Origin of the sequence: Bacteroides difficilis, assembly GCF_048319815.1 — a bacterium.
Lineage (GTDB): Bacteria > Bacteroidota > Bacteroidia > Bacteroidales > Bacteroidaceae > Bacteroides > Bacteroides zhangwenhongii.
This window is the reverse complement of record NZ_CP182814.1, coordinates 3,295,410-3,314,074: the sequence shown is the minus strand read 5'-3', so window position 1 is coordinate 3,314,074 and position 18,665 is coordinate 3,295,410. Positions and strand designations below refer to the sequence as shown.

Sequence of the window (18,665 nt, the reverse complement as noted above, 5' to 3'; positions counted from 1 at the left end):
CTATTTATAGCTGTTGTAGGAAATCACTTTTTCTTTCGGTTTTCTCATCTTCTTTCTTTTCTCCTTCACCGGATAGCCTATCGTGATATCCAGCAATACACGTTTGGACGAAGGGATGCCAGTCAGCCGCTTCATTTCCTTTTCGTCAAACCAGCCTATCATGCACGAACCCAGTCCTTCACTTTCAGCAGCAAGGGTGATATGGGCGGCGGCAATCCCGATATCAATCAAAGGAAAATGTTTATCTTTTACTTTTCCCCCGAGCATCGAAGTAATATTGGCCGACTCTTCCACAACTAAGATATGCACAGGCGCATCTTTGGCAAACTTATTCATTCCCAGTCCTGCTGCAGCCTTGCCAATCTTCACAGCCAGTTCACGGTCGGTTATCACCACAAACTTCCAAGGTTGGGCATTGCAAGCGGAAGGAGCCAGACGACCTGCCTCCAAAATCCGCTCTAACTTCTCCGTCTCCACCGGACGTTCTTTATCATACGCCCGGTCACTCTGACGGGAAAGTACTAATTGCAGAAAATCACTGTATTCCATCTTATTTATATTGAATCATCCGGCTGATATACTTACCGATAATGTCAAACTCTATATTCACCACACTGCCAATGGCAAACGTATGGAAATTGGTATGCTCGTAAGTATAAGGAATAATGGCCACCTGGAACGTATCATCCGTGGGATTGCATACCGTCAGACTGACACCGTTTACCGTCACCGAACCTTTATCCACAGTAATATATCCACGTTTCGCCATTTCCTTATCAAACGCATAACGGAATGTAAAATACCAGCTTCCTTCCGCATCCTTTATGTCAACACAAGTGGCGGTCTGATCCACGTGTCCCTGCACAATATGACCGTCCAACCGGCCGTTCATCATCATGCTGCGCTCCACATTCACCTTGTCTCCCACTTTCAGCAGACCGAGATTGGACCGTTCCAGCGTTTCTTTCATAGCAGTCACCGTATACGTGTCATTCGTCATACTTACGACTGTCAGACATACACCATTGTGAGAAATACTCTGATCAATCTTCAACTCATTCACAAACGAACACTTCAATGTAAAGTGTATATTCTCCTGGTCTTTCACCAGCGCCACCAAAGTAGCATATTCTTCTACAATTCCAGAAAACATAATTCTACTTATTATTTCATGATTTACTATTCTACGTTTAAAGCACTCCTTTAATGCAAGGGCCAAAGATACGAATAAGCAAGGAGGATAGAAAATAAGAGCATAAAAAATTCATATTACACACAGACCTGTGACAAGAGAGATGGTAAAAAAGGCAGCAGATGAATCTCTCAAATGCTACCTTATAATCCGAAAGGGTGGAAAATTACATACGTTTATATGTCATTTTACGGTAAAAGTCTCCATCTTCGTCAGTTTCTTTTTGTTCAACTACCAATTGACTGGAATTAACAACAAGTAATTTGACAGAAATAAATTCTGTACCTCCATCCACAGGAATCAGATTGTTGCCATCTAAAGTAAATTTCTCAGTATCGTTTTGATGCCACTGGTTGTTGTAATAATCGTAATAAGTCATTGAATAAGTATTATCAGCAATCTTAGATATTATCACCTTTTCACAATCAGATATTGGATTAGCAGGGTCATATTGGTCATTCCAGCTTTCTTTTTCCCCTTCATACACTTCGTAGCCTTCATCGTTGGTTAATCCCCAAGTTCCTTCCAGCTGTGTTGTATCAATGTCTTCATCATCATCGCTACAAGCAACAAAGTTTACACTCATAATCACGGCAATTACTGCCATTCCAATAAATCTTAGTATTTTCATTTTATAATTTGTTTATGCTTCTACGTCCCTAATAGAGAGCATTAATAATTGAGATGCAAGTGCGAGGAACACAACATGGAAAGTTGCACACTTCTTAATAAACAGATTGGTAAAGTAGATAAACTGTCCGGTTCTTATATTTTGTATTTAATGCCAACTAGTTCCCTATGATTGGCTACTACGTACAAAAAGCGTGGGAACTACTGAATATTACTGCATTGAGGCTCTGGACTGCCTAAGGTGAATAATAAACAATAGCCCACGCCAAACGATATATAGACTATCCATATAAGAATAGGTATATAACATTGACGTGAGCGTTCTTGCCTATTATCTTCACCTTATGAAATTGTCCAGATTCCAATGCAAGATAATATCTTAAACGCTCTTCGTTAACTATGTCCTTTCAGAACTATCTCCATAGAAGTCTGAAATTGCCACAAAGTTACTAAAAGCTGTTTAATTAGCAAGAACTATTGTTCATTAAAATTATAAGCCGGTGCAATATGCAATACAGTCCTAATTAACAACTTATACTTAAATAAAAAAGCCAGCTATCAATTTTGATAACCGGCTTTTCAATTTTAATTAATTATTGTCTAAGTTAAGTATATCTCTCATAATACTTGGCAAAGTTCTCTGCATAGTTCTTTGCTTCTTGGCTTTCTTTCAGTTGAAGGTAGTATATCAACATCCTCATTCATTGTTCTTCTTATAGAAGCAATAATTCCATTCTGTTGCCATCTGCTACCTCATCCTTTTCTTTTAAAATGAACATATACCTCAATAATTCAGAATGTATGTTTTGCATTAGCTTTACCTGATTCTTATCAGTAACTTTACAATAGATAAATCAATTAACAACCTATTAATTTTCACACAAATATGCAAGTAACACCAAAGAAGAACACCGTGATCTCTTATTTACCACAAGAGATTAGAGAGACCACATATACAGATATTATATACAGACCTGTAACAAGGGAGATGTTAGAACAACTATTTTCAAATTCACCCAAAAAGAATAAATGTAAAAATGCTGCCTTTATCCTTATTCCTCAATTATGAGACTCTTTCTCATGTTATTTCCTAATGCTGATTTATTCCTTCTTGGTTTCTGTGCGTAGAGGAAGTTCTTTGCCAAACGCTTCCATTTCGTCTGCGACCACTTTCTTTAATTCCTCCTGTGGAACAATTAACTGATAGTCTGCCACACCAATAGGCTTGCCCATATCTTCTAAAGCAAGCTCCACTTCCACGCGGTCTTTCTCTGCACACAATATGATGCCGATAGAACGGTTCTCGTCCTCTCTTCGTTCCAAACGGTCAAGCAATGACAGGTAATAGTTCATCTTACCTGCATATTCCGGTCTAAACTCGCCAATCTTCAAATCTATGGCTACAAGGCAGTGCAAACCACGGTGGAAGAAAAGCATATCGACCTTGCTCCGTTTCCCGTTATACTCAAGCACATACTGATTACCAAGATAGGTGAAACCTTTGCCAAGTTCCAAAAGAAAATGTTTAACCTTTTCCACCAATCGGGTTTCCAGTTCCGTTTCCAAGATAGTGTCTTTTACGCCAAGAAATCCAAGATTATAACTGCTTTTGAACACTTCATTGGCAAACATCGCTTGTGTGGATGGCAATATCTGCTCGAAATTATTATCCAAGGTTTCATTCTTCTTTAAGTGCATTTTAAGGGTGATGGCACTGGATAACAGTTCACGATTCCATCCTTTTGATATAATTTCTTGCGCATAATACAATATGGCTTTGTCGTCATCGCCGAACTTACGCATCAGGGTCAATGTATGTCCCCACGGCAAAACTGCGACAACCTGTCGCAGTTTTGCCTCACTGTCGCAGAAACGTTCATAAAACTTCTTCATATCCCACAGATTTCTTGGAGAAACACCCATTTGCGGATAGCGATGTTTCAAGTCGTAGGATAGGCGGTTTACGACACCGCTACCATGCTTGCTTTCAAGTTTTCTGTCATGAAGCAATTTGCCGATTTCCCAATGGGCAGAACCGATGGCAGAGCATATTGTTGTTGCTATCATTGTTCTTGTCCTGTCAATAACTGCGACAGCCTGTCGCAGAATTGCATCATATTCAGATTCTTGTATGTTTGTTATGTCAGCCATATTCCTCTTTAATTTATTTGCAAAGTTACTCATTTTATTTGATTGTGTTTCAAAATATTACGATTATTTGAACATGCCTCTATATGGGTTATCTTCTTATTGAAAGCACCCTCCTTTGCTGTTGGTCATAATGCCCCTCCACCACGTTATCGACTTCTCTTCAATCTATCGTCGCACTGCATTAATAAAGTTCACCATCAGTTAGCGCAAAACGTGATGTTGCATCATTATCGAGAATTTTCTTCGTCCGCAATCTATAGTCCTCAACCCCTTCATTTGTGTAATGTTGTCAATTGACTTATTAAACAATAACTTCAATTCCTCAAACTTCTCCCTAATTTCGATTATTTTTTTGTTAGCGATACTATTATTCAAATTTTCTTGTTTAGTCAAATAAGACTCTACTTTAGCTTTCTGATTTCTATAATCCCAATTAGGCTTATAAACTTTCATATTAGTATTCACCTTAAATTGTTGACCATTGAAATTTACAACTGCATAAATTATTGCCATTACAGACTCGTCCTTGAAACTTCTTAGATTGAAGTTCAGGCTTAATTTTACAAAAAGCTGTTTTTCCATCTTTCTTATCCCTACTGATTATCAATCACTTATATTTTAGCAACTCTAAATGGTTCTAAAAATGGTACTTAAAATTGGTACTTAAAGTTATTTACATATGTACCTTTTTCAAAACCAAAATTTCACACAACCATGATAATCAACACTTTAAAACAGCCCAAATGTAAGGACATAAAAAAATGGGGCTTTTCACAAAGCTCCATTCTTCAGTTTTCAATAGGTATTAGTTTTTTTTTAAGGTAAAAAGATTGTTTTCAGGATAACGGTGCAAATATAGGGGCTTTTACCGATACTATCCAAATTATAAAACATGTCATATAACATCTTTTTGAAAAATCTTTGGATTTATTATCATTTGACGCAAAAACTCCTGTAACTAGCCCGTTACAGGAGTCAAATATAAGATATTTTTTTAAGGAGACCTAATTTCTGTTTAAAAATTCGTCCCAAATTACTTCTCCGGATAATTTTCGTCCGTTTTTCCACGATGTTTTAACACTTTGGCATCAATGAAAAATACGATTTCCTCAGCAATGTTGGTGATATGGTCTCCTGCACGTTCCAATTTGCGGAACACGCTGACCAAGTCCACACCCGTATGTACCGCTTCCGGATGTTCGGTAATATAGTCCGCAATGATACCTGTTGCCCCGGCATTGATCTCATCCAGCAAATTATCTTTGGCAAAGACACCTGCCGCCAGTTCAATACTCTCCTCATTCAAGGCACGTTTCGCCAGTTCCAGCATGGACAACACCTCAGCCTGCATCTCCGCCAACCGAAGACGGTTCAACAGCTCCGCATCCAACACCGGTTCTTTGCTACGAATCACAAAGCGGGCAATCCCTTCCGCAAAGTCTCCCAAACGTTCCAGATTCGTATTGATTTTCAGCATAGCCAGCACAAAACGCAGGTCGATCGCCACCGGATTATATAACGCGATAATATCTTCCACATCACTGTCTATCTTCAGTTCAAAGGCATTCACCCTACGCTCGCGAACCATCACCTGCTGAGCCAACTCTTTGTCAAGAGTCAATACAGCCTCTCCGGCACGGTCGAGCTGGTTGTACACCAACGTCCACATCTCGTCAATTTCCTTCTTCAATAGAACAAGTTCCGATTCTATAAACTTTACCATAGTCTACTTATATATAAATGATTAATATTCTGTTTCTAACACAGGCAAGGGAGACCGTTCTATCCGAAACGACCTGTAATATAATTCTGCGTAGCCTCTTTCTCCGGATTTGTGAATATCTTCTTGGTCTGATCGAATTCCACCATCTCGCCCATATAAAAGAAAGCCGTTTTGTCGCTAACACGGGCCGCCTGCTGCATATTGTGCGTCACAATCACAATAGTATAGTCTTTTTTCAGCTCGTGAATCAGCTCCTCCACTTTTGCCGTAGAGATAGGGTCGAGCGCAGACGCAGGTTCGTCCATCAGCAACACCGAAGGAGACACCGCCATAGCACGGGCAATACAAAGACGTTGTTGCTGTCCGCCGGACAAGGCATAAGCCGATTCCTTCAACTTATCTTTCACCTCATCCCAAAGCGCCGCCCCTTTCAGTGTTTCCTCCACACGCTGGCGGATGAAAGCGTTATCTTTCACTCCATTCACACGAAGTCCGTAAGCCACATTCTCGAATATGCTTTTCGGAAAAGGATTAGGACGCTGAAACACCATTCCCACATTCTTGCGCAGTTCGTCCACCGCCACGCTTTTAGAATAGATATTCTGCCCGTCGATACGAATCTCCCCTTCCAGACGGGTGGCGGGAATCAGATCGTTCATCCGGTTGAAAAGCCGGAGGAAGGTAGATTTACCACAACCGGAAGGCCCGATAAAGGCAACAACCGACTTCTCTTCAATCTGCATACTGATACCTTTCAACGCATGGAAATCACCATACCAGAAATTCACGTCGCGCGCATCTATTTTCACTGTATCCATATATACTAACTCAATTCGTTTTTACCCTTTTCTCAAAATACTTTCTCAACGCATTCGCCAGCAAATTCACCAGCAGAATAATCATAATCAGTACCAATGCCGTACCGTATGCCAATGGCAGCTGCGCCTCCATATCCGTTCCACTTGTAGAAATCACATACAGATGATAAGGCAACGCCATACACTGATCCAGAATGCTTGCCGGAAGATGCGGAAGGAAATAGGCGGCACAGGTGAACAGAATCGGCGCCGTCTCTCCCGACACTCGTCCCAAAGCAAGAATCAGCCCGGTGATGATATTCGGCATGCCCATCGGAAGAATAACGTGCCAGATCGTCTGCAACTTCGTCGCTCCCAGCGCCCGGCTTCCCTCACGCATACTGTCGGGAATCGCCTTCAAAGCCTCTTCCGTCGTCCGGATAACCAAAGGTACACAAAGTAAGCCTAATGTCAAAGAACCGGCCAAAATACTATCACCGAACCCCATATAATTGACAAAAAGCGCCATACCGAACAAACCGAACACAATAGAGGGAATACCACTCAGATTGTTCGTCATCACCCGGATAAAGCGCACCAATTTGCCTTTCGGCGCATACTCGTTCATATAGATTCCACTCATCACCCCCACCGGAAAAGCAAACAGCGCACTGCCCACCATCAGATAAAAAGTACCGACAATAGCCGGCCAGATGCCTCCTCCCGTCATTCCATCCGTAGGAGACGAAGTGATAAACTCCCAGCTGATGGCACCGATTCCTTTATAGATGATAAATCCCAGAATCACAAACAATATCAGCACAATGCAAAGGCTCAACAATCGGAACAGGCCGAAAGCGATCTTCTGCGAACGGTGCTTGGCTTTATTATTACTCCTTATTTCCATATTATTTACTTCGTTTTAGTCCTTTAGAAGAAATGTATTCCACACTAAAGTTGATGATCAGTGTAATGAAGAACAACACGACACCCAGCAGGAACAATGCCTGATAATGCGGACCTCCCGCCGGTGCTTCTCCCAATTCCGCCGCAATGGTGGCAGGAATCGTACGCAACGGCTCCAGAATAGTGGTCGGAATCACGGCTGCGTTTCCCGTCACCATCAATACCGCCATCGTTTCTCCGATAGCCCGCCCGATACCCAGCACCACGCCGGACGTAATGCCCGAGATGGAATAAGGAATCACTACCTTATATATAGTCTGCCACTGTGAAGCCCCCAGCGCCAGACTCGCTTCACGCATGGCGCGCGGACAATTCCTCATCGCATCTTCCGTCACTGTTATAATAGTAGGCAGCGCCATTATAGCCAACACGATACTCCCTGCCAGACCGCTTTCCCCTACCGGAAGATCAAACAATTTCTGAATCAACGGGACAATGACGATCAAACCGAAAAAGCCATAGACAACGGAAGGAATGCCACTCAACAATTCAATGACCGGCTTCAGCCAGTTCCGTACTTTCGGATGGGCTACTTCGGACATATAGATAGAAACCGAAAGTCCGAAAGGCAGCGCGAAAAGAATGGCAAACAGGCTCACCCACAACGTACCGCCAATCAAAGGCAGGAAGCCGAACTGTGCGGCCGGAGTCGCTGTCGGAAACCATTCGGCTCCCGCAAAGACATCTTTCACGGAAATGGTGTTGTCCTCTATAAAATGCACCGCATCCGGATGAACGATAAACTGCTGCGGAACAAAAGCCACGATACCCGGTGTTTTCTCCACCAGTTCCGTTATCTTATCTCCCGCATACTCATAGGCAGCTCCGAGTTCCTCCTCCGTATAATATTGTGTAATATCCTCCAGACGAAAAACCCGGATAGGGAGATCTTCCCCACCGAGTTCCCTCCAATTGGTTATCTCCCCGTCAAAAACATTCTTTATCTGAGCCGGACTCAGAACGCTTACCTTATTACTTTTATTCAGCGCCAGCACATAACCTTCCTCGATCACTTTGCTTCTGAATAGCCCGAAAGCCTCCGTAAACAGGAAGAGTACAATCAGCAGAATCGTAATACTTGTTACGAAACCGCTGCAAGTCAGAATCCCTTCTATAATCTTTTCTAAAAATTTCTTCATACCTGTCGATTTCTGATGCAAAGAAAGCGCCTCCTTATTAAGGAGGTGTGACTAACGTTTGAAGGAAATGTTTCAATCTTGTTACATTTGTGTTACAAACACCTTTTGCCCGCCGGATGCAATAGAAATGTAACATCCGATTGCTTTATTTGCATCCGTATTCATTTGCATCCGTACAAAAAAAGAAGATTTATGAAAGTAAGAAGAAATTTATTAATAGCCCTGTCCTTACTGTCAATCAGTGCCAGCGCGCAACGCATCAAAGGCAGTGATACGGTACTACCTGTCGCCCAGCAGACAGCAGAACGGTTTATGAACCAATACCCAGACACCCGTGTCACCGTGACCGGCGGAGGAACCGGCGTAGGAATTTCCGCGCTACTGGACAACACGACGGACATCGCAATGGCTTCCCGCCCTATCAAGTTCAGCGAAAAGATGAAAATCAAGAGTGCGGGAGAAGATGTAGCCGAAATAGTTGTGGCGTATGACGCCCTTGCCGTAGTAGCACATCCTTCCAACCCGGTAAAGCAACTCACCCGCCAACAACTGGAAGACATTTTTCGGGGGAAAATCACCAATTGGAAGCAAGTAGGCGGTGACGACCGCAAAATTGTGGTTTACTCCCGCGAGACCTCTTCCGGCACTTATGAATTTTTCAAAGAGAGCGTACTCAAAAACAAAAACTATATGGCGAGCAGCCTTTCCATGCCCGCAACGGGCGCCATCATCCAGTCGGTCAGCCAGACCAAAGGAGCCATCGGATATGTCGGACTTGCCTATGTATCTCCACGTGTCAAAACCCTTTCCGTATCCTACGACGGAAAACATTATGCAACCCCCACAGTAGAGAATGCCACCAACAAGACTTATCCCATCGTCCGCCCGCTTTACTACTATTACAATGTAAAGAAGAAAGCGGAAATCGATCCTTTGATTCAGTACATTCTTTCTCCCGACGGACAGGACATTATAAAAAAGAGCGGTTATATTCCGGTTAAATAAAAAAAATGTCCTACTTTTGTAGCCTGAATCATGTATTAGCATAAAACGTTATGACAGATATTAAAAACGAAGAAGTAGCAAGTGAAAAAAAGAGCTTGAACTTTATAGAACAGGCAGTAGAAAAAGACTTGAAAGAAGGTAAAAACGGTGGAAAAGTACAGACACGTTTCCCGCCCGAGCCAAACGGATACCTTCACATCGGCCATGCCAAAGCCATTTGCCTCGATTTCGGCATTGCAGAAAAACATGGCGGTGTATGCAACCTTCGTTTCGACGACACAAACCCCACCAAAGAGGATGTGGAATATGTAGAAGCTATCAAAGAAGACATCCAATGGTTAGGCTACCGTTGGGGAAATGAATATTATGCTTCCGACTACTTCCAACAATTATGGGACTTCGCCATCCGTCTGATTCAGGAAGGTAAAGCATATATCGACGAACAGAGTTCCGAACAGATCGCACAGCAAAAAGGCACTCCTACCCAACCGGGTGTGGAAAGCCCTTACCGCAACCGTCCGATTGAAGAGAGTCTCGAACTTTTCAAGAAAATGAATAGCGGAGAGATTGAAGAGGGCGCTATGGTGCTTCGCGCCAAAATCGATATGGCCAACCCGAATATGCACTTCCGCGACCCGATTATTTATCGTGTGGTGAAACATCCGCATCACCGTACCGGCACTACATGGAAAGCCTACCCGATGTATGATTTCGCGCACGGTCAGAGCGACTTCTTCGAAGGGGTGACCCATTCACTGTGTACGCTTGAGTTTGTGGTACACCGCCCGCTCTACGACCTCTTCATCGACTGGCTGAAAGAAGGGAAAGACCTGAATGACAACCGTCCCCGTCAGACCGAGTTCAACAAACTGAACCTGAGCTATACGCTGATGAGCAAACGCAACCTGCTCACTCTGGTAAAAGAGGGGCTGGTGAACGGATGGGACGATCCCCGTATGCCGACCATCTGCGGTTTCCGCCGTCGCGGTTACTCGCCGGAATCCATCCATAAGTTTATCGACAAAATCGGTTATACCACATACGACGCGCTGAATGACATCGCACTGCTCGAAAGTTCTGTCCGCGAAGACCTGAACAGCCGCGCTACCCGCGTGTCCGCAGTAATCAATCCGGTGAAACTCGTCATCACGAACTATCCGGAAGGACAAGTAGAAGAATTGGAAGCCATCAATAACCCGGAAGATCCGGAAGCGGGAAGCCACTTGATTGAGTTCAGCCGCGAGTTGTGGATGGAACGTGAAGACTTCATGGAAGATGCTCCCAGGAAATATTTCCGCATGACACCCGGACAGGAAGTACGTCTCAAGAATGCTTATATCGTGAAATGTACCGGCTGCAAGAAAGATGAAAACGGCGTGATCACGGAAGTGTACTGCGAATATGACCCGAACACCCGCAGCGGTATGCCGGACGCGAACCGCAAAGTGAAAGGTACGCTTCACTGGGTGAGCTGCAACCACTGCATACAAGCAGAGGTGCGTTTGTACGACCGTCTGTGGAAAGTAGAAAATCCGCGTGACGAACTGGCTGCCATCCGCGAAGCGAAAAATTGCGAGGCACTGGAAGCCATGAAAGAAATTATTAACCCGGACTCATTGAAAGTTCTCCCTAACTGCTACATAGAAAAGTTCGCAGCTACACTGCCCACCCTCTCCTACTTACAGTTCCAACGGATTGGATATTTCAATATTGACAAGGACTCAACACCGGAAAATCTGATCTTCAACCGCACTGTGGGATTAAAAGACACATGGGGCAAGATCAATAAATAAAATATAAAATAATGAGTAGAAAAAACATTCCGTCTGAAAAAAAAGAACTGGAAAAACTGATCACAAACTACGAGGCTGCAAAAGCCGAAAACAGACAACTCTATCTGGATGGAGACCAATTGGCTGATATCTCTGATTGGTATGCCTCCAGAAGTAAATTTGAGGAAGCGCAAGAAGCCGTCACTTACGGACTTCAATTACATCCGGGAAACACCGACCTGCTAGTGGAACAGGCATACCTTTATTTGGACACCCGGAACCTGCAGAAAGCAAAACAGGTACTGGATTCCATCACCGAAGCGTATGATCCCGAAGTGAAAATGCTGAAGGCCGAATTGTTACTGAATGAAGGGCAACTCGAAGAAACCCGGTCACTATTAGCTACCATTGAAGATGCGGACGAACTCGGCAGAATCTGCGAGGTTGTCTATCTCTATCTGGAGATGGGATATCCCGATATGGCAAAAGAATGGATGGAAAAAGGGGAAAAGACATACTCTGAGGCAAAAGAGTTTATGGCTCTCCAAGCCGATTACGCATTAGCCACCCAACAATTGGACTCAGCAATCAAGATATACAATCAATTACTTGATATAGAGCCTTATAATACCCCTTATTGGACAGGATTGGCAAAATGCTACTTCTTCCAATCAAAATGGGACAAGGCTATCGAAGCCTGTGATTTCGCATTGGCAGCCGATGAATCTGACGGAGAAGCATATACCACCAAAGCACATTCCTTTTTCCAACTGAACAACTTCGACAAGTCCATCGAAAATTATAAGAAAGCGATGGAATGCAAGGCCATCTCCCCCGATATGGGCTATATGTTCATCGGACTGTGTTACAGCGCCAAAGAAGATTGGGAAAAAGCGAATGAGTATTATGACAAAGTAATCGATTTTTTAGAAAAAAGCAACGGTAATGAGTCTGCTTTATCAATAGACATTTATACCAATAAAGCGAATGCCTTAGCCGAATTGGGAAGATACAAGGAAGCACATCAGACTTGTAAGAAAATAAGCAAAATCCATCCGAAAGACGCGACAATCCTCCTGACCGAAGGCAAAATCTATTTGCTAGAAAGGAAACTTGAAAAAGCCAGAATCTGCTTCATCAAGTTATCGGATATAGATTCCAGCATAGATATGTATTACATGATAGCCTGTGCCTATATGGAGAACAACTATGAGATCGAAAGTCAATATTACTTAGAGAAAGTATATGCTCTTGATCCGAAATTTGAAGACGTTGCGGAGAAATTGAGCGTTTGCAGTCTGGCTTACGGGGACATAGAAAGTTTCTTCAAATATAACAACGACTGCGCGCATCCGGTCACAGAGGAAGCCCTTTCGGATTTGATAAATTATGCGTGTCAGAACGAAGAACAACGGAAAATATTCAAGAAGATACTGGCACGTATGAAAAAGGAGAAAAAGGAGAAAAAGGAGAGTAAGAAAAACAAAGGAAAATAATCATCAATTTAATAAACCCTAGCCCTAAAAATCATGGAATCAGTAGCTTTTATCCAGTGGTGTCTGGATCATTTGAATTATTGGACTATCACTTTATTAATGACTATCGAAAGTTCCTTTATCCCTTTCCCTTCGGAAGTGGTCATCCCGCCGGCAGCATATAAAGCCGCAGTCAACGACGAGCTTAATATCTATCTGGTGATTTTGTTCGCTACCATCGGAGCCAATATCGGAGCATTGATTAACTATTTTCTGGCAAAGTGGTTGGGACGTCCTATCGTCTATAAGTTTGCCAACAGCCGTTTCGGGCATATGTGCCTTATTGATGAAGCCAAAGTGCGCAACGCTGAAACTTATTTCGACAAACATGGTGCGCTTTCCACATTTATCGGCCGACTGATTCCGGCTGTCCGCCAATTGATCTCCATACCTGCCGGGCTGGCACGGATGAAGTTGACCACTTTCTTGCTATACACCACTTTAGGAGCAGGATTGTGGAATGCCATTCTAGCCATTATCGGCTACCACTTGTCCAAAGTGCCGGGAATCGAGAGTGAGGAACAGTTGATTGCCAAAGTAACGGAATACAGCCACGAAATAGGCTATGGCTTCATTGCCCTCGGTGTGTTTATCGTTGCCTTCCTGGTTTATAAAGGAATGAAGAAGAAATAAACTTCAAAACATAAAACGCAGATAAACGCGGATTTTCGCAAATAGAAATAATCTTTTGCGTTAATCCGCGTTTATCTGCGTTTAATCCTAAGCAATCATCCCCCTGATTTACAGTGCAGCCAATGCCTTATCGTAATCAGGTTCCTGCGTAATCTCCGGCACAAGTTCCGTATAGGCCACTTTGCCATCCTTTCCGATCACTACCACCGCACGAGCCAGCAGCCCTGCCAACGGACCGTCCGCCATGCGCACTCCATAGCTTTCGTCGAAATCGGAGAAACGGAAATCAGACAATGGAATCACGTTCTCAATACCTTCCGTTGTACAGAAACGGCCGTGCGCAAAAGGAAGGTCTTTGGAGATAGCCAATACCACCGTATCTTTCAGTCCGGCAGCCATCTTGTTGAATTTGCGTACCGAAGTAGCACAAACACTGGTATCCAGACTTGGGAAAATATTCAGAATCACATTCTTGCCATTCAGATCTTTCAATGAGAAAGAAGACAAATCTGTTTTTACCAATTCAAAGTCGGGAGCGACTTTACCTACTTGTATAAATTCACCGATCAGTTTTACCGGTTGTCCTTTGAAATTTGTTGTTGCCATAATGCATATCTATTTAAAAATTACTTTATATAGAAACAACAATTACCCAAAATATGTTCACGGAAAACCTTTTCCAAATTGAATTTGTTATCTCACAACGAAATTATTCTAGTAACAATTTAAAATAGAAAATGTATGGAAACAGTATTCAATGAGATTCAACATTCAGTAAAGAACTGGTGGACTTCCCTTCTTCTGGGAATCGTGTATATTATCGTAGCCCTTTGGCTCATGTTCTCCCCCGTAAGCAGTTACATAGCTTTAAGTATTATCTTCAGCGTATCTATGCTGGTCAGCGGAATTTTGGAAATCATTTTCGCCATCAGTAACAAGAAAGGTGTTCCCAGTTGGGGATGGTACGTTGTAGGAGGAATCATCGACCTTATCCTAGGCATTTACCTGATCGCTTACCCGATGGTCAGCATGGAAGTCATTCCGTTTATCATCGCCTTCTGGCTCATGTTCCGCGGTTTCTCTTCTACCGGCTATTCCATCGACCTGAAACGTTACGGGACCCGCGACTGGGGATGGTATATGGCATTCGGCATTCTGGCTATCCTCTGCTCATTGCTGATATTGTGGCAACCAGCCATAGGAGCCCTTTATGCAGTCTACATGATCTCTTTCGCATTCCTCATCATCGGACTTTTCCGTGTCATGCTTTCATTTGAACTAAAGAATTTACATAAAAGAAAATAAAAATCTTTCGGCACTTACTTTGGTATTTTGTTTATCTTTGTAGGCAATTTACATGAATCAACTAATTAAACAGAAAGAAAATTATGGCAATGCATACATGGTTTGAGTGCAAGATCCGTTATGAGAAAGTAATGGAAAACGGAATGCAGAAGAAAGTTACAGAACCTTATCTGGTTGACGCACTCAGCTTTACAGAAGCAGAGGCACGAATCATCGAGGAAATGACTCCGTTTATCTCCGGAGAATTTACCGTTTCGGACATTAAACGTGCCAACTATAGTGAACTTTTCCCCAGTGACGAAGAAAGTGCCGATCGCTGGTTCAAATGCAAACTTATTTTCATCACGCTGGATGAAAAAAGCGGCGCGGAGAAAAAGACATCCACTCAAGTGTTGGTACAGGCTGCCGACCTGCGAGACGCGGTGAAGAAGCTGGACGAGGGAATGAAAGGTACAATGGCCGATTATCAGATCGGAATGGTATCCGAGACTCCGTTGATGGACGTCTACCCTTACAGTGCCGGACCGAATGACAAACCGGAGTTTGACCCCGCAAAAGCATAAATGACAATGAGTATTGCTGACAATTTAAAGCAAGTACTGGCCGAACTCCCGCAAGGAGTCCGGCTGGTTGCTGTCTCGAAATTCCATCCCAATGAAGCGATAGAAGAAGCATATCAGGCGGGACAGCGTATTTTTGGAGAGAGCAAGGTGCAGGAAATGACAGCTAAATACGAAAGTTTACCCAAAGACATCGAATGGCATTTTATCGGGCACTTGCAAAGTAACAAAATCAAATACATGATACCATACGTAGCGATGATACATGGCATTGATACCTATAAATTGCTGGCAGAAGTCAACAAGCAGGCAGGCAAGGCAGGACGTACCGTAAACTGCCTGTTGCAGATACACGTGGCGCAGGAAGAAACAAAATTCGGTTTCAGCCCCGAAGAATGCAGGGAAATGCTGGATGCCGGAGAGTGGAAAGCATTGGCACACGTGCGTATCTGCGGCTTGATGGGAATGGCAAGCAACACCGATAATATCGAACAAATCAACGGTGAATTCCGTTTATTGAACAGTCTCTTTAAGGAGATTAAAGCAAACTGGTTCGCCGACTCGGACGCCTTTCGGGAATTGTCGATGGGTATGTCGCACGATTATCACGAAGCCATTGCCTCCGGAAGTACGTTAGTACGGGTAGGAAGCAAGATTTTCGGAGAACGAGAATATAATATTTAACCAATCATTATCACCATGACCGATTTAAAAACTACTTTCGCAGGGCTTTCCCTCAGGAACCCTATTATCATCAGTAGCTCGGGACTGACCAACAGTGTCGGCAAAAACAAGAAGCTGGCCGAAGACGGAGCCGGTGCTATCGTTCTGAAATCACTGTTCGAAGAGCAAATCATGCTGGAAGCAGAACAACTGAAAGATCCGGCTTTCTATCCGGAAGGCAGTGATTACCTGGCAGAGTACATTCGTGAACACAAGTTATCCGAATATCTGACTTTGATAAAAGAAAGCAAGAAGGTATGCCCGATTCCTATCATTGCCAGCATTAACTGTTACAGTGATTCCGAATGGGTAGACTTTGCCAAACAAATAGAAGAAGCCGGAGCCGATGCGATAGAGATCAATATTCTGGCTTTGCAGTCGGACGTACAATATACATACGGTTCTTTTGAACAGCGTCACATTGATATTCTCCGCCACATCAAAAGAACGGTAAGCATTCCGGTCATCATGAAATTGGGCGACAACCTGACTAATCCCGTAGCACTGATCGATCAGTTGTATGCCAACGGTGCGGCGGCTGTTGTTCTCTTCAACCGCTTCTACCAGCCGGACATCAACATTGAAAAGATGGAGCATATCTCAGGCGAAGTATTCAGCACTGTTGCCGACCTGGCCACTCCTCTCCGTTGGATCGGTATAGCATCTGCCGCAGTAGACAAGATCGACTATGCAGCTTCCGGTGGCGTGGCCAATGCAGAAGCAGTAGTCAAGGCTATTCTTGCCGGTGCTTCAGCCGTAGAAGTTTGCAGCGCGATCTACCAGAATACGAACGCATTCATCGGCGAAGCCAACCGCTTCCTCTCCGCATGGATGGAACGCAAAGGCTTCAACAGCATTGCACAGTTCAAAGGCAAACTGAATATCAAGGATATTCAAGGCATTAATACTTTTGAACGTACACAGTTCTTGAAATACTTCGGGAAGAAAGAATAAAGATTAAACGAAGAATTTATTTTAAACGAAGAATAAATTTTGAATGAAGAATGAAGGATTATCTGCGCTCTAATGCTGCATAGTAAATTCTTCATTCTTCATCTTTTTATTTTTAATTTCTTCTACAGCAAGTTACTTGCCAGCTCGCTTAGCTCACTTCGTTCTCCCTTTACCAAGTTCACGTGCGCAAAGATTTTTTGGTCTTTCATACGGTCAATCATATATACCAGACCATTGGACTGGCTGTCCAGATACGGCTGGTCAATCTGTTGGATATCTCCGGTAAACACCATCTTCGTACCTTCTCCCGCACGAGTAATGATGGTCTTTATCTCATTCGGCGTCAGGTTTTGCGCCTCGTCGATGATGCAATACATCTCGCTCAAGCTGCGGCCACGTATAAATGCCAAAGCCTCAATGACCAACTGTTCACTTTTCTGCATATCTTCTATACGCTTCACTTCGGTAGAGTTAGCAGCAAACTGGCGTTTTATCACGTTCAAGTTGTCGAATAGCGGTTGCATATAAGGAGCCACTTTCTCCTGCGCGTCTCCCGGAAGAAAACCTATATCCTTGTTGGAAAGCGCAACGACAGGGCGTGCCAGCAGAATCTGCTTGTAATCGGTCAGTTTGCCCAAAGCGGCAGCCAATGCCAACAGCGTCTTACCCGTTCCCGCCTTTCCGGTCAACGCTACCAGCTTCACATTCGGATCATTCAGAATCTCAAAAGCAAAACTCTGTTCCGCGTTGCGTGGTTCGATTCCGTAGTTCTTACCCTTCATCACCCGGCAGATAGAATGAGTAAAAGGATTGTAACGTGCCAGCACCGTATTCCGGTCACTCTTCAGTACGAAACATTCGTTAGGATGAATCAGATCCTTAAAATCAAATTCACTCAAGTCGATACCCTCCTTAGAAGAATAAATACGGTCAATCAATGCCGGATCTATATTTTCAAAGATTTCATTGGATTTCTCAAAGACATCCACATTCACCACCTTGTCCGTGATATAATCCTCGCACAGCAGACCGATGGAACGCGCCTTCATACGCAGGTTCACGTCTTTGGTCACCAATACCGTTTTCATTTTCGGATATTTGGAAGCAAGAAACTCAGTTGCCGCCAAAATAAAATGATCGGGCTTCTTCGCCGGAAAAGCAGCCCATACTTCGGGAGCCTCCACCTGACCGGTCACCACAAACAAGCGTCCCAAGCCTTCGCCCAGCTTCACTCCTTTCGAGAAAATCTCGTCACTCGTCAGCGCATCCAACTCACGCACAAACTCACGGGCATTGAAATTAATCTGCTCGTTTCCTTTCTTGAATTTATCCAACTCCTCAAGCACGACAAGGGGAAGATAAATATCATTTTCCTGGAAATTCTTCAAGCAATTATAGTCGTGAAGAATAACATTGGTGTCTAGCACAAAATTTTTCTTAGTTCCCATGATTTCTTAGATTTAAATGTTGATATTTGCAATCTCAATTCGTCAACCTCACTTATCGCAGTCCGGTTGACGGTTCTAAAGATAAACAAATTAGCGGGCAATAAAGATTGCCCGGCGTTAAATATTATAAAA

The 18,665-nt window shown here is 43.5% G+C and carries 19 protein-coding genes; 8 read left to right on the top strand and 11 right to left on the bottom strand.

The genetic code is table 11. The features are described 5' to 3' along the window. From ACNOGP_RS12585 to pstC, 9 genes are all read right to left on the bottom strand, one after another. The gene (locus ACNOGP_RS12585; protein WP_007758254.1) at window positions 1–549 is read right to left on the bottom strand and encodes a nitroreductase family protein; all 549 of its coding nucleotides are present in this window, start codon (window positions 547–549) and stop codon (window positions 1–3) included. A gap of 1 nt (window position 550) precedes the next feature. Next, window positions 551–1,153: a riboflavin synthase gene (locus tag ACNOGP_RS12580; RefSeq protein WP_186968455.1), complete on the bottom strand. Its 603-nt coding sequence runs from the start codon at window positions 1,151–1,153 to the stop codon at window positions 551–553. 205 nt (window positions 1,154–1,358) lie between these two features. After that, window positions 1,359–1,823 (bottom strand): lipocalin family protein, encoded by a 465-nt coding sequence (locus tag ACNOGP_RS12575; protein WP_418212939.1) that lies wholly within the window; start codon window positions 1,821–1,823, stop codon window positions 1,359–1,361. Between the two features lie 1,100 nt (window positions 1,824–2,923). Continuing rightward, the gene (locus ACNOGP_RS12570; RefSeq protein ID WP_418212938.1) at window positions 2,924–3,973 is read right to left on the bottom strand and encodes a PDDEXK nuclease domain-containing protein; all 1,050 of its coding nucleotides are present in this window, start codon (window positions 3,971–3,973) and stop codon (window positions 2,924–2,926) included. A gap of 201 nt (window positions 3,974–4,174) precedes the next feature. Further along, window positions 4,175–4,555, bottom strand: coding sequence for a hypothetical protein (locus ACNOGP_RS12565; RefSeq protein ID WP_418212937.1), 381 nt, complete (start codon window positions 4,553–4,555; stop codon window positions 4,175–4,177). A 451-nt stretch (window positions 4,556–5,006) separates the two neighbouring features. Next, window positions 5,007–5,696, bottom strand: a complete 690-nt coding sequence (phoU, locus tag ACNOGP_RS12560) for a phosphate signaling complex protein PhoU (RefSeq protein WP_007758257.1) — start codon at window positions 5,694–5,696, stop codon at window positions 5,007–5,009. Between the two features lie 59 nt (window positions 5,697–5,755). Beyond that, window positions 5,756–6,514, bottom strand: coding sequence for a phosphate ABC transporter ATP-binding protein PstB (gene pstB / locus ACNOGP_RS12555; RefSeq protein WP_007766411.1), 759 nt, complete (start codon window positions 6,512–6,514; stop codon window positions 5,756–5,758). A 10-nt stretch (window positions 6,515–6,524) separates the two neighbouring features. Continuing rightward, window positions 6,525–7,400 (bottom strand): phosphate ABC transporter permease PstA, encoded by an 876-nt coding sequence (gene pstA, locus ACNOGP_RS12550; protein WP_007766410.1) that lies wholly within the window; start codon window positions 7,398–7,400, stop codon window positions 6,525–6,527. A 1-nt stretch (window position 7,401) separates the two neighbouring features. Further along, window positions 7,402–8,598, bottom strand: a complete 1,197-nt coding sequence (pstC, locus tag ACNOGP_RS12545) for a phosphate ABC transporter permease subunit PstC (RefSeq protein ID WP_418212936.1) — start codon at window positions 8,596–8,598, stop codon at window positions 7,402–7,404. A 192-nt stretch (window positions 8,599–8,790) separates the two neighbouring features. On the opposite strand from pstC, the gene ACNOGP_RS12540 reads away from it, so the two are divergent. Genes ACNOGP_RS12540 through ACNOGP_RS12525 form a run of 4 tightly spaced genes read left to right on the top strand, consistent with a single transcriptional unit; the run spans window position 8,791 to window position 13,543 of the window. Next, entirely contained in the window at window positions 8,791–9,603 is an 813-nt protein-coding gene (locus tag ACNOGP_RS12540) for a PstS family phosphate ABC transporter substrate-binding protein (RefSeq protein WP_418212935.1), read from the top strand. Window positions 9,604–9,653: 50 nt separating this feature from the next. Beyond that, a complete protein-coding gene (locus ACNOGP_RS12535; protein ID WP_418212934.1) occupies window positions 9,654–11,396 on the top strand; it encodes a glutamine--tRNA ligase/YqeY domain fusion protein in 1,743 nt (580 codons plus the stop codon). 11 nt (window positions 11,397–11,407) lie between these two features. Then, the gene (locus tag ACNOGP_RS12530; RefSeq protein ID WP_418212933.1) at window positions 11,408–12,871 is read left to right on the top strand and encodes a tetratricopeptide repeat protein; all 1,464 of its coding nucleotides are present in this window, start codon (window positions 11,408–11,410) and stop codon (window positions 12,869–12,871) included. 33 nt (window positions 12,872–12,904) lie between these two features. Next, a complete protein-coding gene (locus ACNOGP_RS12525) occupies window positions 12,905–13,543 on the top strand; it encodes a DedA family protein (RefSeq protein WP_186926661.1) in 639 nt (212 codons plus the stop codon). Between the two features lie 108 nt (window positions 13,544–13,651). On the opposite strand, the gene tpx is transcribed toward ACNOGP_RS12525, so the two are convergent. After that, complete coding sequence (tpx, locus tag ACNOGP_RS12520) at window positions 13,652–14,149, bottom strand: thiol peroxidase (protein WP_186968466.1); 498 nt, start codon at window positions 14,147–14,149, stop codon at window positions 13,652–13,654. A 135-nt stretch (window positions 14,150–14,284) separates the two neighbouring features. Here tpx and ACNOGP_RS12515 point away from each other — a divergent pair, with 135 nt between their 5' ends. From ACNOGP_RS12515 to ACNOGP_RS12500, 4 genes are all read left to right on the top strand, one after another. Then, entirely contained in the window at window positions 14,285–14,848 is a 564-nt protein-coding gene (locus tag ACNOGP_RS12515; protein ID WP_007766395.1) for an HdeD family acid-resistance protein, read from the top strand. Window positions 14,849–14,931: 83 nt separating this feature from the next. Next, the gene (locus ACNOGP_RS12510; RefSeq protein ID WP_007766393.1) at window positions 14,932–15,411 is read left to right on the top strand and encodes a DUF4494 domain-containing protein; all 480 of its coding nucleotides are present in this window, start codon (window positions 14,932–14,934) and stop codon (window positions 15,409–15,411) included. Between the two features lie 6 nt (window positions 15,412–15,417). Next, window positions 15,418–16,092, top strand: coding sequence for a YggS family pyridoxal phosphate-dependent enzyme (locus ACNOGP_RS12505; protein ID WP_195475275.1), 675 nt, complete (start codon window positions 15,418–15,420; stop codon window positions 16,090–16,092). Between the two features lie 15 nt (window positions 16,093–16,107). Then, on the top strand, window positions 16,108–17,085 hold the full coding sequence (locus ACNOGP_RS12500; protein ID WP_349069824.1) for a dihydroorotate dehydrogenase-like protein: 978 nt from the start codon (window positions 16,108–16,110) through the stop codon (window positions 17,083–17,085). A gap of 122 nt (window positions 17,086–17,207) precedes the next feature. Here ACNOGP_RS12500 and ACNOGP_RS12495 read toward each other — a convergent pair whose 3' ends face one another. Next, on the bottom strand, window positions 17,208–18,533 hold the full coding sequence (locus tag ACNOGP_RS12495) for a PhoH family protein (RefSeq protein WP_007766387.1): 1,326 nt from the start codon (window positions 18,531–18,533) through the stop codon (window positions 17,208–17,210). Between the last annotated feature and the right edge of the window lie 132 nt (window positions 18,534–18,665).

What these genes read in the sequence shown, in the direction of transcription:
- ACNOGP_RS12585 (WP_007758254.1), bottom strand. Translation starts at nt 549, where the DNA reads ATGGAATACAGTGATTTTCTGCAATTAGTACTTTCCCGTCAGAGTGAC.
- ACNOGP_RS12580 (WP_186968455.1), bottom strand. Translation starts at nt 1,153, where the DNA reads ATGTTTTCTGGAATTGTAGAAGAATATGCTACTTTGGTGGCGCTGGTG.
- ACNOGP_RS12575 (WP_418212939.1), bottom strand. Translation starts at nt 1,823, where the DNA reads ATGAAAATACTAAGATTTATTGGAATGGCAGTAATTGCCGTGATTATG.
- ACNOGP_RS12570 (WP_418212938.1), bottom strand. Translation starts at nt 3,973, where the DNA reads ATGGCTGACATAACAAACATACAAGAATCTGAATATGATGCAATTCTG.
- ACNOGP_RS12565 (WP_418212937.1), bottom strand. Translation starts at nt 4,555, where the DNA reads ATGGAAAAACAGCTTTTTGTAAAATTAAGCCTGAACTTCAATCTAAGA.
- phoU (WP_007758257.1), bottom strand. Translation starts at nt 5,696, where the DNA reads ATGGTAAAGTTTATAGAATCGGAACTTGTTCTATTGAAGAAGGAAATT.
- pstB (WP_007766411.1), bottom strand. Translation starts at nt 6,514, where the DNA reads ATGGATACAGTGAAAATAGATGCGCGCGACGTGAATTTCTGGTATGGT.
- pstA (WP_007766410.1), bottom strand. Translation starts at nt 7,400, where the DNA reads ATGGAAATAAGGAGTAATAATAAAGCCAAGCACCGTTCGCAGAAGATC.
- pstC (WP_418212936.1), bottom strand. Translation starts at nt 8,598, where the DNA reads ATGAAGAAATTTTTAGAAAAGATTATAGAAGGGATTCTGACTTGCAGC.
- ACNOGP_RS12540 (WP_418212935.1), top strand. Translation starts at nt 8,791, where the DNA reads ATGAAAGTAAGAAGAAATTTATTAATAGCCCTGTCCTTACTGTCAATC.
- ACNOGP_RS12535 (WP_418212934.1), top strand. Translation starts at nt 9,654, where the DNA reads ATGACAGATATTAAAAACGAAGAAGTAGCAAGTGAAAAAAAGAGCTTG.
- ACNOGP_RS12530 (WP_418212933.1), top strand. Translation starts at nt 11,408, where the DNA reads ATGAGTAGAAAAAACATTCCGTCTGAAAAAAAAGAACTGGAAAAACTG.
- ACNOGP_RS12525 (WP_186926661.1), top strand. Translation starts at nt 12,905, where the DNA reads ATGGAATCAGTAGCTTTTATCCAGTGGTGTCTGGATCATTTGAATTAT.
- tpx (WP_186968466.1), bottom strand. Translation starts at nt 14,149, where the DNA reads ATGGCAACAACAAATTTCAAAGGACAACCGGTAAAACTGATCGGTGAA.
- ACNOGP_RS12515 (WP_007766395.1), top strand. Translation starts at nt 14,285, where the DNA reads ATGGAAACAGTATTCAATGAGATTCAACATTCAGTAAAGAACTGGTGG.
- ACNOGP_RS12510 (WP_007766393.1), top strand. Translation starts at nt 14,932, where the DNA reads ATGGCAATGCATACATGGTTTGAGTGCAAGATCCGTTATGAGAAAGTA.
- ACNOGP_RS12505 (WP_195475275.1), top strand. Translation starts at nt 15,418, where the DNA reads ATGAGTATTGCTGACAATTTAAAGCAAGTACTGGCCGAACTCCCGCAA.
- ACNOGP_RS12500 (WP_349069824.1), top strand. Translation starts at nt 16,108, where the DNA reads ATGACCGATTTAAAAACTACTTTCGCAGGGCTTTCCCTCAGGAACCCT.
- ACNOGP_RS12495 (WP_007766387.1), bottom strand. Translation starts at nt 18,533, where the DNA reads ATGGGAACTAAGAAAAATTTTGTGCTAGACACCAATGTTATTCTTCAC.